At 66.2% G+C, this 13,314-nt stretch carries 11 protein-coding genes; 3 read left to right on the top strand and 8 right to left on the bottom strand.

Annotated features, from left to right (window positions below):
- Positions 1-93 precede the first annotated feature (93 nt).
- On the bottom strand, positions 94-615 hold the full coding sequence (locus Saso_RS16235; RefSeq protein ID WP_189920937.1) for a DUF4396 domain-containing protein: 522 nt from the start codon (positions 613-615) through the stop codon (positions 94-96).
- Between the two features lie 244 nt (positions 616-859).
- Here Saso_RS16235 and Saso_RS16230 point away from each other — a divergent pair, with 244 nt between their 5' ends.
- Positions 860-2,005, top strand: coding sequence for an acyltransferase family protein (locus Saso_RS16230; protein WP_229901238.1), 1,146 nt, complete (start codon positions 860-862; stop codon positions 2,003-2,005).
- A gap of 28 nt (positions 2,006-2,033) precedes the next feature.
- Here the strand turns inward: Saso_RS16230 and Saso_RS16225 are convergent, their stop codons facing one another.
- Positions 2,034-3,758 carry a dolichyl-phosphate-mannose--protein mannosyltransferase gene (locus tag Saso_RS16225; RefSeq protein ID WP_189920935.1) on the bottom strand — a complete coding sequence of 575 codons (1,725 nt, stop codon included), beginning with the start codon at positions 3,756-3,758 and terminating at the stop codon, positions 2,034-2,036.
- A 954-nt stretch (positions 3,759-4,712) separates the two neighbouring features.
- On the opposite strand from Saso_RS16225, the gene chvE reads away from it, so the two are divergent.
- The gene (chvE, locus tag Saso_RS16220; protein WP_189920933.1) at positions 4,713-5,810 is read left to right on the top strand and encodes a multiple monosaccharide ABC transporter substrate-binding protein; all 1,098 of its coding nucleotides are present in this window, start codon (positions 4,713-4,715) and stop codon (positions 5,808-5,810) included.
- 77 nt (positions 5,811-5,887) lie between these two features.
- On the opposite strand, the gene Saso_RS16215 is transcribed toward chvE, so the two are convergent.
- Positions 5,888-6,247 carry a hypothetical protein gene (locus Saso_RS16215; RefSeq protein WP_189920931.1) on the bottom strand — a complete coding sequence of 120 codons (360 nt, stop codon included), beginning with the start codon at positions 6,245-6,247 and terminating at the stop codon, positions 5,888-5,890.
- A 396-nt stretch (positions 6,248-6,643) separates the two neighbouring features.
- Here Saso_RS16215 and Saso_RS16210 point away from each other — a divergent pair, with 396 nt between their 5' ends.
- Positions 6,644-7,666, top strand: coding sequence for a peptidoglycan recognition protein family protein (locus Saso_RS16210; protein ID WP_189920929.1), 1,023 nt, complete (start codon positions 6,644-6,646; stop codon positions 7,664-7,666).
- Between the two features lie 102 nt (positions 7,667-7,768).
- On the opposite strand, the gene Saso_RS16205 is transcribed toward Saso_RS16210, so the two are convergent.
- The 5 genes from Saso_RS16205 to Saso_RS16185 all read right to left on the bottom strand — a co-directional run bounded on the left by Saso_RS16205 (position 7,769) and on the right by Saso_RS16185 (position 13,314).
- On the bottom strand, positions 7,769-8,350 hold the full coding sequence (locus tag Saso_RS16205) for a hypothetical protein (RefSeq protein WP_189920927.1): 582 nt from the start codon (positions 8,348-8,350) through the stop codon (positions 7,769-7,771).
- 154 nt (positions 8,351-8,504) lie between these two features.
- Positions 8,505-8,765, bottom strand: coding sequence for a DUF7660 family protein (locus Saso_RS16200; RefSeq protein WP_189920925.1), 261 nt, complete (start codon positions 8,763-8,765; stop codon positions 8,505-8,507).
- Positions 8,766-9,212: 447 nt separating this feature from the next.
- Positions 9,213-9,413, bottom strand: coding sequence for a dehydrogenase (locus Saso_RS16195; RefSeq protein WP_189920924.1), 201 nt, complete (start codon positions 9,411-9,413; stop codon positions 9,213-9,215).
- A 1,342-nt stretch (positions 9,414-10,755) separates the two neighbouring features.
- Positions 10,756-12,819, bottom strand: a complete 2,064-nt coding sequence (locus tag Saso_RS16190) for an ATP-binding protein (RefSeq protein ID WP_189920923.1) — start codon at positions 12,817-12,819, stop codon at positions 10,756-10,758.
- A 12-nt stretch (positions 12,820-12,831) separates the two neighbouring features.
- Positions 12,832-13,314, bottom strand: coding sequence for a hypothetical protein (locus Saso_RS16185; protein WP_189920922.1), 483 nt, complete (start codon positions 13,312-13,314; stop codon positions 12,832-12,834).

Genomic DNA, 13,314 nt, shown 5'->3' with positions numbered 1-13,314 from the left:
CGCGGGTCCGCGCCGGACGGGCCGTGCGCGGGCCCGGGGGAGTGGTCGGGAGACGCCCGGGAAGCGCCCGGGGGGAGCGGCGGCGGGCCGGGTTCAGGCGTGGCCCGCGTGGGCGACGGCGTGCCCCTTGCCGCGGCCGATCATCCACTTGTTCACGGGCGTGGTGACCAGGAAGGCGACCACGAAACCGCCGAGGAGGGTCGCCCAGAAGAGGCCGTCGGAGAGCTGGGCCTCCATCGCGCCCGGGGTGAGCGCGACGACGCCGTTGTCGACCAGTTCCATCACGGCGATCGACACGGTGTCGGCGGCCAGCGCCACCTTGACGGCGGCCCGGAGGTCCAGCCCGGCCCGGCGCAGCCCGAAGAGCGTCAGGGAGTAGCCGAAGAAGAACGCGAGGACGATCGCGGTGACCATGGTGGGCACATTGCCCCAGCCGAGGGCGGTGCCGATGACCATGCCGAGGATCTCGCCGATGGCACAGCCGGTCAGGCAGTGCAGGGTCGCCCTGGCCGCCATCGCCCAGGAGGCGTGCCGGTCCCCGTCGCCGTGCTGCGCGTGCTGCTGGTGGTGCTCGTGCTGCACCTGCTGCTGGTGGTGGTGCTGGTCGTGGTCCATGCCTCCTGTATACCCCCTAGGGGTATCCAAGGCAACGGTGGACGATGACCTGGGTCACCACCGCGCGCCGAAGGGTTTGCGCGAGCGGGAGAAGGCAAGCAGCGCCCCGGAAGAGGTCCGGACGTTTCCGCTCCCCTCGACACCCGCGTGCTCAGGACGGCGCCGCGGGCACTCCCGAGGCCGTGGGGCGGAAGCACGAGCGGGTAAGAGGTGTTCTGGTCTGTCCGCGTCGCGCCAGCAGGTCATCGGGCAGGACACCCTGCCCCCGAGCGGTACCGGGCCGGTACCGGCGGGGACCGCGCGGGAGGACCCGGGCCGAGACCCGTCGGACCGGGGCGCTCCGGAGCGGGGTGATCCGGCGCCGGACCGGGACGCGTTCTTCGACAACGTGAAGTACCTGGCCATCCTGCTGGTCGCGGTGGGCCACGCCTGGGAACCCCTGCGCGAGGGCAGCCGCACCGTCACCGCGCTCTACACGCTGGTGTACGCCTTCCACATGCCGGCGTTCATCGTCGTCTCGGGCTACTTCTCACGGGGCTTCGACGGCAGCCCGCGCCGCGTCAGGCGGCTGATCACCGGCGTGGCCGTGCCGTACGTGGTCTTCGAGGTGGCCTACACCCTCGTCACGCGGTGGACCGACGACGCCCCGGACCGTGCCGTCAGCCTGCTGGACCCGCTCTACCTGACCTGGTTCCTGGCCGCGCTGTTCGTCTGGCGGCTGACGACGCCGCTCTGGCGCGTCGTACGGTGGCCCCTGCCGCTGGCCCTGGCCGTCGCGATGCTGGCGACCCTCTCACCCGCCATCGGCAAGGACCTCGACCTCCAGCGGGTCCTCCAGTTCCTGCCCTTTTTCGTCCTCGGCCTGCTGCTCCGGCCGGAGCACTTCCGCCTGGTGCGCCGCCGTGCGGTCCGCGTGCTGTCCGTGCCGGTCTTCGCGGGCGTCGCGGCCGTGGCGTACTGGGCGGCGCCGCGCGGGATCTACCCCTGGTTCTTCCACGACGACAGCGCCACGCAGCTCGGGGCGCCCGCGTGGTACGGCCCGGTGACGACCCTGGCCACCTTCGGCTGTTCCCTCGTCCTGGTGGCCTGCTTCCTGGCCTGGGTACCGGGCCGCCGGACCTGGTTCACCTCCCTCGGCGCCGCCACGCTCTACGGCTACCTCCTGCACGGCTTCGTCAAGCAGGCCGCCGGTCCCGCCCACTGGTACGACCACCCCTGGATCCACCGGCCGCTCGGCGCCGCCGTCGTCACCGCGGTCGCCGCCGTCACCGTCACCCTGCTGTGCACTGCGCCCGTCCGGCGGGCCCTGCGGTGGGTGGTGGAACCGAAGGCCGCGTGGGCGTTCAAGGACGACGACGCGGCCGGCGCCGCCGCACGCGCGGTGCGGTAGGGCCCGGACGCCGCTCGGATCCAGGTGTTCAGATCCAGGTGTCGAGCCACATCCTGGCGTGCCAGTCGTCGTACGGGATCGTCCGCCCGGTGTAGAGCGGGAAGAAGTACACGAAGTTCCAGGCGATGAGCAGCACCACCACGCCCGCGGCCACCAGCCCGCGCACGCGCCGCCGCGGCCCGGCCCCCGGCGGACCCGCCAGCGCGCCCAGCAGCATCGCCACCGCCAGGCACAGGTACGGCACGAAGGCGACCGCGTAGAAGGAGAAGATCGTCCGGTCCTGGTACAGGAACCAGGGCAGGTAGCCGGCGGCCACCGCGCACAGGACGGCGCCCGCCCGCCAGTCGCGGCGCAGCGCCCACCGGTAGAGCAGGTACACGAGCGCGCAGCACGCCGTCCACCACAGCAGCGGCGTGCCCAGCGCCAGGACGGCCTGGGAGCAGGAGCCCGCCGTGTGACACCCGTCCTCACCCGGCTTCGGCGACTGGTAGTCGAACAGCACCGGGCGCCCCATGACCAGCCAACTCCACGGGTTGGACTCGTACTTGTGCGGGGTGTGCAGCCCCACGTTGAACCGGTACACCCCGTACTCGTAGTGCCACAGGCTGCGCAGCGCGGCCGGGACCCACGACCAGCTGCCGCCTCGGCCGTCCGCCCAGTGCCGCCCGTACCCGTCGTCGGACAGCAGCCACCCCGTCCACGAGGCCAGGTACGTCAGCGCCGCGACCGGGACGACGGTCAGCAGCGACCCGCCCAGTTCCTTGCGCAGCACCGCCCGGTAGGGGTGGCGGGCGCCCGCCACCCGGCGAGCGCCGACGTCCCACAGCAGGGTCAGGACCAGGAAGAAGGCGAGGAAGTACAGGCCGTTCCACTTGGTCGCGGCCGCCAGCCCCAGGAACGCGCCGGCCGCGAGCCGCCAGGGACGTATGCCCGTCCCGGCGTGGTCGCCGGTCGCCCGGTGCGGACGCGCACGGCCGTCGGCGTCCAGCGGGAGGGCCGCGGCGAGCCGGGCCCGCGCCCGGTCACGGTCGAGCAGCAGACACGCGAAGGCGGCCAGCACGAAGAACATCACGACGAGGTCCAGCAGCGCGGAACGGCTCATCACCAGGTGCAGACCGTCGATCGCCATCAGCGCCCCGGCCAGGCAGCCCAGCGACGTCGACCGGAACAGGCGGCGCCCCGTCCGGCAGAGCATCAGGACGGACAGGGTGCCCAGCAGCGCCGTCATGAACCGCCAGCCGAACGGCGTCAGGCCGAACGCCCACTCGCCGAGCGCGATCACCCACTTGCCCATCGGCGGGTGCGCGACGAACGCGCCGGTGTCGGAGAGCGGGATCACCTGCGGGTGCGCCAGGAGCTGCGGGTCGGCGATCTTCCGGTCCGGCCAGGTGCCCTCGTACCCGAGCCGCAGCAGCGCCCAGGCGTCCTTGGCGTAGTACGTCTCGTCGAAGACGAGGTCCCGGGGCTGTCCCAGTCGCCGGAAACGGATCACCCCGGCCAGCACGGCGACCAGGAGCGGCCACAGCCATTCCATCGCCTTCGCCGCGCGAAAGGCCCGCGCCCGGTCCAGCCCCGCCCTTTCCCAGAGCCGGGTGGACGGCGTCGGAAAAGGCGGAACAAGACGCTCGCGGACATCGACGCCGGGCAGCCCGGCATATCCGAACCGGCGCAGTCGGATCTGCCAGGGGCCGGGTTCCGCAGCGGGACGGGCGCTGTCGAGGACCGGGGAGCGCGGCGCGCTGCTACTCGTCACCGGACGACCCTAGACGGTGGCCCCCGACGCCAAGTGCACCGGGCGGCAGAGGAAGTTGGCTGGAAAGCGCTCCCCATGCGGGCGGCTTCCGGCGCGGGATGCACAGCGGATCCACAGCCGCGAACGACCCGCCCACGCTTTGCAGTATTCGACTCGAAAGCGCCAATGACCAGCGGACATGTGAATGAGCAAAGAGAATTTACGAGGTCGGTGCAAAGGCGGCCGGGGAGATGGAAAGCGATCTCGGTCACCTTCTGGAGCCGTTTCCGTTCGCACCGTTGACACCTCCCGCACCCCCTCTTATTGTCGCGCCACTATTCCGACCCCGTGACGAAATTTCGAACGGCTGAAAGGCAAGTGTCCTGCGCGCCACCGAAATCAGCACATACGTGACAGGAGCGCCCCCGTGCGGCCTGACGTGTGGACGGGTGCGCACCCCCGACGGCGCACTCCAGGGCGCCGACGCCATCCGGTCGCGCGGCCGCACCCGCGCACCGGCGGGCGGTGCACGACGCCTGCCGGCGCATGCGCACCGAGGGGCACGCCGTGCCGGACGGCCCGACCGTCAGTCGGTCACGCGGGACCCCCCACCGGCACACCACGCCCGCACCGTGCACCGGTGAGACCCGCGCGGTCGCGGTCCGGACGGCCGGGCGTACCGCCTCACCCCGTCCCCGGTCCGGCGGGACGCACCACCCCAGCGTGACGCCGACGCCCTCCGGGACACCCGGCCGGAACGCGCACGGCACCCCTTGCGCCACCCGAACCCCCCACACCCCGGCACACGGTGACGCTCCGTCGGACCCGCACGTCCGGACGGCCGCCGCCCGTCCCGGTCCGGCGTCCACCCGCGCCGGCCGCTCACCCCGCCCCGCCAACGGTTCCCCACGACCGGCCCCGACATCCGCTACGCCGCAATTCTCTCAACGACGAGAAGAACGAGGAACGATCCCCATGCTCAACCGAAGAGCTGCCCTCGCCGCCACCTCCACGGCCGCCTCCCTCGCCCTCACCCTGTCGGGCTGCGGCGAGAGCACCGGCAGCGGCGAGAGCGGCGCCAAGGGCGACACCATCGGCATCGCCATGCCGACCCAGGCCTCCGAGCGCTGGCTCACGGACGGCAAGAGCGTCGTCGACAACCTGAAGGCCGACGGCTACCAGACCAAGCTGGTCTACGGCCAGGACAGCCCGAAGACCCAGGTCGCCCAGATCGAGGCACTGATCAAGCAGGGTGTCGACGCGCTGATCATCGCCGCCATCGACAACAAGTCCCTGAACAACGTGCTCCAGAAGGCCGCCGACGCGGACATCCCGGTGATCTCCTACGACCGCCTCATCCTCGGCACCCCGAACGTCGACTACTACGTCTCCTTCGACAACGAGCAGGTGGGCCGCTTCCAGGCGCGCTACATCATCGACAAGCTCGGCCTGGAGGACGGCGCCGGCCCGTTCAACGTCGAGCTGTTCGCGGGCTCCCCCGACGACAACAACACCAAGTACTTCTTCGACGGCGCGATGCACCTGCTCCAGCCCTACCTGGACACCAAGCAGCTGGTGGTCCGGTCCGGCCAGACCGGGCTCAAGGACGTCACCACCCTGCGCTGGGACGGCCCCACCGCCAAGAAGCGGATGACCGGCATCCTCTCCGACTCCTACCGCAGCAAGAAGGTCGACGCCGTCCTGTCGCCGTACGACGGCATCTCCATCGGCGTCCTGAACGCGCTGAAGGAGAACGGCTACGGCTCCGGCAACAAGCCCCTGCCGATCATCACCGGGCAGGACGCCGAACTGGCCTCCGTGAAGTCGATCATCGCGGGTGAGCAGTCCCAGACCGTCTACAAGGACCTCCGCGAACTCGCCGCTGTGGCCGCGGACATGGCCGACGACATCCTCAACCACAAGACGCCCAAGGTGAACAACCGGCGGGCCTACAACAACGGCGTCAAGGCCGTGCCGGCGTTCCTGCTCCAGCCGACCACCGTCGACAAGAGCAACTACGAGTACGTCCTCGTGGCGGGCGGCTACTACACGGACGCCGAACTGAAGAAGTGACCACCGGACCCGGCCGGAACGCCCACCGCGCAGCCCGCGGCGGGCGTTCCCCTTTTCCGGCGTCCCCTTGTCCGGCGTCAGTACTTCCAGCACCAGAACTGACCCCAGGGCGTGAACGTCAGTCCCGCCCTCCGGCGCGGTTTCGCGTAATAGGCCTGAGCGGCGCACACCGTGACGGCGCTCTGGCACACGCCCAGTGCAAGCACCTTCCCGCCGATACCGGAATTCCAGCAGATGACGGTCGCCCCCCAAAGACTCCGGCGGGCCTGCTCGGTTTCGTACGAGTCCATCAACAGGTCGATCTGACCGGCCTTCGCACCGGGCCGCACGGTCGTGGCCTGCGCCGACTCGGGCACGGCCAGCGTGAGCGAGAGCGCCAGAGCCGTACCGGCCACGAGGGACGTCCCGGCCCTTTTGAACGCGGACTTAAATGCCATATTCACCTCTACTGCTTTTCGGGCGATCGACGGAACCGTAGTGCGTTCGGCGCAGAATCCACAATCGAGAAAATGAGTTCTAGAATGGATTGTTTGTTCGGCAGGTCCGGGGGCTGGAAATAGCCCGGGGGCGGGAACAGTACGAGTACGAGATACGAGTACGAGAGCGGCGAAAGCGGGGGCCCGGCCGGGGGTGGGGAGGGCCGGCGGGATGGGGGAGCGGAGAGCCGGGGCGCTTGCGTGGGCCGGCGGAGCCGCAGGGTGGCAGAGCCGCGGGGCGGCAGGGCGGTAAGACCGACGGACGGCAGGCTTGTCCGCTAAATCCCACGGTGGTGATTCCATCGACGGGGAAGCTGCATGGGTACGGGGGCACGGCTTCTCCGAAAGGAACCACCCATGGCAACTCCCCTCACGGCAGCCCGAGTTCTCGCCGCTCTCAGAGCCGAGGGCGTCACCGTCGTCGAGGTCGGCAACTGGCGCACCCACAACCGGGCCGGGCACGGCGCGTGGGGCCCGGTCGCGGGCGTGGTCGTCCACCACACCGTGACGTCCGGGACCGCCGCGTCGGTGGCCATATGCCGCGACGGCTACGCCGGACTACCAGGACCCTTGTGTCACGGCGTCATCGACAAACAGGGCGTCGTGCACCTGGTCGGCTGGGGCCGCGCCAACCACGCCGGCAAGGGCGACGGCGACGTACTGGCGGCGGTCGCCGCGGAGAAGGCGCTGCCCACGCCGAACGAGAACGACACGGACGGCAACGTCCACTTCTACGGCTTCGAGTGCATCAACCTCGGCGACGGCAAGGACCCCTGGCCCGACGCCCAGCTCGAAGGCATGGTCCGGGCCTGTGCCGCGCTGTGCCGGGCGCACGGCTGGTCGGCCGGCTCGGTGATCGGCCACAAGGAATGGACGAACACGAAGACCGACCCGCGCGGCTTCACCATGGCCGGCTTCCGCGCCAGGGTCGCCGCCCGGCTGCGCACGGCCCCCGGAACCACCACCCCCACGACCCCGCCCCAGGAGGACGACGTGCCCAACCCGATGATGCTCAACGAGTCGAACGCGACGGATGTGGAACTGCCCCCCGGCAAGTGGGTCGGCCTGGCCTTCGCGGACCCGGTCCTCCACTCGGGCCCGCGCCTGCACCACACCCTGGTGCACGTCACCCTCGACGCCGCCGCCCCGGACGACGCGCTCGTCGAGGGCCGCTTCTACCTGACGGACACGGCGGGCAAGCATCCGTCGGCCTTCCAGACCGTGACCCGCTACGGCGGCGGCGGCCACCAGTTCGCCCTCTCCGGCACGGTCCCGGCGGGCAAGCACCTGCGCTTCGAACTCCGAGCCAAAACCTCCGACGCCACGTCCCTCACCCTCCTCCACCGCACAGCCACGGGCCCGTACTGGCAAACCCCCTGACCCCAGCCCGGGGAAAGACAGCAGGGTGTCACCTCCGCAACATCCGGAGGTGACACCCCGGGACGGCCTTGAGGACGCCGGTGAAGACGAGCCCGCGGGCGTTCAGTCGAGGAAAGAGGACCAGAAAGGGATCGTGGCGTAGCGATGGTCGTCGGGTGTCGGCCCAGGGTGACCGAACTCGTGGTGGAAGTAGTCGACCAGATCGGCGCCGTAATAAATGATGTCCGTCTGGTACATCGACAGCACAGGGGTACCTGTGCGATCCGGGTCGGCCAGCAGGTACCGGTGTGAGTAGACCGGCACCATGACCGGGACCTTCGCCAAGTACGTGCGGGCCAGTTCCAAGGCATCCTGAGGACCCGCGGGCCGAGGCTCCCAGTCCGGATGCCAGAAAGAGTTGTGCTCCACGTCGAACAGCACCCCGTCCACCGGCCACGCCAACCGCTTCGCCAGGCCCTCCGGCTCACCGTCCCGCCAATCGGGCCAATTACGGCCCCCCGTGGGCAGCCCCGCCCCCAGCAGGGTCCGATGCTCCGGCGCGAAGCGGAACCCCCAGCGCTCCTCGACGTGGTCCAGTTCCCGCTCGCTCATACCTGGCTGCACATCGGCACGGGCGGAGATCATGGCAAGCAACGCCTCGGCGTCCTGGGAAGTCAACGGGCTCTCGGGGCTGATCGAAGTCATGCGTCGAACCGTAGGACACCCCAAGGAGCCCGGCTCCCTTCGGAAGGGTGGCCGGACCGACCCGCGGCGAGCAGGTGAGTGACCCGACGAGCCGACCTTCCGTCCCCCGCGACTCGCCCCGTGGCCACCGCCCGACTGGGCAGCATTGCCGGGGTCACTCGTAGACGACGGCGGCCCCCAACGCGCGTGCGAAGAACGCCCAGTCCCCATGCGGCGGCATCTCCCGCTGGAAGTTCTTGTACAGGTTGGGCGAAGCATCGATCCAGGCGGCCAGTGCTTCCAGAAAGCAGTCCAGGGTGGGGTTCTCCCACTGCTCACCTCGTTCTGCGAAGTCATCGCGGAGATGAGCGATGAAGGCCACCAGATCTTCCCTGCTGGTGACGGCGTCTTCCGGGTTTGGCGGCAACTGCACCATGACGACACCCTAGGCCGGTCCACCACTCGAGGACCCCGCCTCAGGAGTTCGACCCCCTCCCGTTCCAGTGCCGTCAGCCCGAAGAGGAGCAGCGACGGAAGCGGTCACCATTCGCCCCGGTCGAGCCACGGGCACGTACACGCTCCGACTGTGGTGGTGGTCCCGGGGCCCTCGCCGTCCGTCTCAGTTCCCGCCTCGTTCAGCGCCGTGCACAGCCGTTCAGACGGGACCGAAGCCGGTAGTCGCTCAACGACGAAGGGCCAGCCTGGGAGGAAACCCTCCTGAGCTGGCCCTTTTGCTGTGCCCCCGGCAGGATTCGAACCTGCGACACCCGCTTTAGGAGTTCGATCTCCTCTCGCCCTGGATGGGGCCCACTTCGGTCACCGGTGCCACACGTGGGTGCTGAGTGTCGCCGCCGTCCGGGGGCGTTGATGTCAACGTTGGATGTCAGCGGAAGAGCTCCGGCACGGGGCAGGGCTCCAAAGGCTCGTCCGGCCGGTCGGCCCAGTTCCACCAGACATGCCGACCGCTGCACCCCCACAACGTCCGGCAGGTCCGCCGGCCGTCGTCCTCCCGCCCGCAGAGGACGAAGCCGCCGGACTTCATGGGCTGGCTGCACTCGGGACAAGCCGGGGCGTCGTCGGTCATGCCGCGCACCTTAGCGGAGCGACCTCTTCGTCCCGAAGCAACTTGGGCGGGGGCGCTGCCTTGGGCTGGTGTGCCTCGCACCTGCGCTGATGGTCCGCAGACGTCCGTGGTTGTCCGCTGCTGTTCGTCGGCGTTGTCACGCAGTTAGACACTCACCCGGTGTGGTGCTCGTGCAGAGGAACCACCGGTGAGGGTCTCTTGAGTGCTGTCCTGCGAGCCCGCTGCCCCTCTTCGTCCGGCCTGGCGAGTGCCGTAGCGCCCTGAATCGCAGGGGGAGGGCTGGGCAAGCATGCCGCGGGGCAGACTACTTGGCGGCACACGGAAGGGAGCGATTGCGTAGTTCGATCTGAGATTCACCGATCTATTTGGGGGACATGTGAGCTTGGCTGTTCAACTCCCAACTCTGATAGGCGTCGTGATCGGCGGGGTTGTCTCCTTCGCTGGCAGTGCGCTATCTGAGCGATTCCGATGGAAGCGGGAAGTGCAACGCGAGTGGAGCCAGCGCCGATTCGAGGCGTACCGAGAGCTAATCCATGTAGCACATGTTCAGGTTGGTGCTGCGCGTTCGCTTGCTACCACAAGGAATCTCCTCGAAGGGCCCCCTCCTGTTTCCACTGAAGATGGGATGAAAGAGATTGCTGAATCTGACAGGCGCCTGGCACTCGCCTACGAAACGGTACAAATGATCGGAGATGAGCAAGTCGGTAGGGCTGCACATGCGTTTCGCTCGTCCTTGTGGCAATTGAGCGACTATGCACGCGGATTGATTGAGGCGGACGCAGCGGAGTGGGAAAGGGCATATAAGAGATACCGGATATCGCGCGACGGATTCCATTCCGCGATTCGCCACGATCTCGGCATAGCTGGGCGAGGGTATCAGCGCAATACAGCAGGACTTTCCTCTCGGCCCCCCACCGTTGAGTCCCCGTGAGGACGGGCAGAAACTGCTTCCGAGATCGCCCCTGTTAAAGCCCCGCTTTAGGAGAGAGGCTGGGTAGTAAGGCAGGTGACCTGCGGATACCCCGGCCACGCTAGTCGACACGATGCTGCCTGCCACTCACCCCTGGTAACCGCGGCTGACCCCTGCATCTGGCACGACTGTGGCACGTGCCGGGCAGACGGCTCGGAGACCAGCCGGCGTCGCCGTCGTTCGTACAGTGGCGCGCTCCACCTTGACGCCCTGAACCACGCCCGCTCCACGGTGTATGGGTCGACGGCAGACGGGATGGGAGCCAGGGAAAGCGGTGGGCCGAGGAATGGCCATGTCAGCCGGCAAAACTCATCACCTTTGACCTCACGGACCTCGCTACAAAGGGGTTCGCATCGGGAAGTTCGATCAGTCTCAGCTATAGGAGAGCAATTTGTCCTCAATGTTGATAATTGAGTAGTTGAAACCAGAAAGCCATTCTGCGATGACTTCTGGTTTCTCGCTGAGTGTCAGAATGATCTGAGACCTACGTCCTTGCACCGGGAGATCTGCGCACGTCTGAAGGAAAGGCTTCATTGCTGATGCCTCGACGTCATACATTCGTGGTCCATCAAGCAAAAGCAATCCAGGGTGGCATCCCCCCGTTGCACTGCTTGACTGAACGAGGCTCAGCATGTAGGCCCAGCGCATCTTAAGTCCATCGCTGGCGGATCCCTGGAATCCTAGATCGCCCTGCATGTGGGTTGGCCGCATCGTCTGAGGATCAATTGAGATCTCAGAAGGTGAGAATACGCCGAAGTGGAAAGCGGAGAGCATGACGCGCAGCGCGCTTTGCCACAAATCGAACTTCTCTAGATCTGCCGCGCTAAATACCTCATCACCCAGGCCATCGAGTTCCGTCTTCACGGCCACGGCTCGCCGTTGAGCGTCAATGAGGTCATTGCAAGTGACCTGGGCACTATCGCGAAGTCGCACTAGCTCTTGCAACCGCGCCTCTTCGACGATTCTCTTCTGGATCTGCGCAATTGAAGCACGTGGGGCATGCCCCTCAAGGTCGTCCTGGATAGCCCTGATGCGCGCCCGAATTTCCCCAGATTCGCGTTCCAGAGTTCCTCGAATTGCTTCATTGGTACGGGCGCTGCGCTCGGCGTCACCGATGATCGTAGTTATGGTCTGGATCTGCTGGTCTACGAGGGCAGCGCTCTCCAAGGTAGATAGGGCTGGCGCTCCAGACATCAGCTCAGTACCTTCAAGCGACTGCTGGCATGTTGGACAATCGTGATGGGCAATCGCATGTCGGGAAAACTCAGCACCTAGACTTTCTAGCGAACTGATGTCTTTGTATCGACGCTGCTCCTGCTCCAGCAGTCGGTGGCGTTTAGCCAAAGTGCCTCGCTGCATATCGAGCATATTTGCTGAGTCATCAAGCGCTTGCAGTTCGGCTGTGATCGAACGAAGTCTTTCCCTTGCCTCATGGAGCTCGACTCCTAGAGTTGCAGACTCCGGCCCTAGAATGGGATTGCGCTCTTCAGCGGCTAGAGTTTGGATGCTAATTTGCAAGCGCAGCAGGTTGGCATTGAGCGATTCCCAGTGATCGTCTTGATACAGGGTGATGACTGTGCCAACGTCGACGGTATCCGACGTGGCGCCAAATAGGGGTGTTCTATAGAAAGCCGATGTGCCGAATTCATTAGTTGGCATAACTCGCGCATTGGAAAGGTGTGCAGCAGCGTCTAGCGCACCACGTAGGCTGGCGTACTCAGCGCGAATTACAGAAAGTCCTTGCTGTAGTTCAGCTCGCCTACGAGCACGCTCTAACACGTCGAGTCTGAGGTAGAACTCGATAGAGCGCCTTAGGGGCTCCCGAATCTGATATTGCGTTGGAAGCTTTGGGACGATGCCTGACCAACCTTGTTTTTGCTCCACAAAGAAGAGTGCAGCCAGGACTTGGAGATAGAGCGGCACTTCTTTTCCGTTATATGTTGGAACCTGAGGGAGGTTCCAACTCAGAAAGCGGGCGAGGAAGTGATGAAATCCTGCTTCGTTCTGCGCGGTTCCACCGCGGCCTACGTAATAGTGCCGCGGCTGTGGAACAGCTTCTGCTGCCCTCGAAAGTAGTGCCTGATCCCAGACAGTGATTAGTCCGGGCTTAATGCCGTCCGGCGGCAACGCGTATCGCCGAACCGTAATGTGCGAGGTCCCGTTCGAGATTTCGAGATCGATCCAAGATTGCCGTATTGGATGTTCTCTTCCATTTACGGTCACTGTCTTGGTAAGGGCGGTGGTCAGTACGCCTTGCTTACCTGGCTGCAGGGTGCCTTCCAGGCCGAGAGCGTACATCATCGAATTGAGCAGCAGAGTCTTGCCAGAAGTATTCTTGGCACGGATCACGGTAAGCCCATCCGTGAACTGTGTTGAAAAGGAAGCCGTTCCAACTGCTGTAACAGAATTGATGGAAATTGCAGTGATACGCAGCATGGCCGGCGCCCCTTAACGAATGAGCGCCATGGCGCGAGTCAGTTTAGCGGTGGAGATCGGGACAATGCTTTCAAGGAACTGTTTTTCCTCCGTGAGGACGTCGTCCTCACGGGCGATCGCTAGCGCAAACTGCATGCCCGGTTCCAGGAGCTTGATTCTTCCTTTTGGGGAAACGGAAACCAGCCCATCGGCGTGGGCAAGCCTGATCGTGATTTCTAGAGATGGCTCCAGGTTGAACGATCCGATGCCTGCTACGAATGATCCCTCCCACCATGCTACAAATCGAGCGCGTGTCGTAGGAGTGCGCAGCGAATGCATCAGGATGTTCAGGTGGTCCGCACTTGCAGAGGAACCATGAAATTTACTCAGCGTGAGGATCAAGGCAGAAATGCGCCATGCGGTGACGCTGGTTGGGGGAACGGGACGAGGGCGGCTCCTGAAAATGATGGGTTGCTGATTAATTTCCGAGTTGATCGAAGTGTCACCTTCTCGCAT

Source organism: Streptomyces asoensis (assembly GCF_016860545.1).
Lineage (GTDB): Bacteria > Actinomycetota > Actinomycetes > Streptomycetales > Streptomycetaceae > Streptomyces > Streptomyces asoensis.
This window is presented reverse-complemented; position numbering and strand designations above follow the sequence as displayed.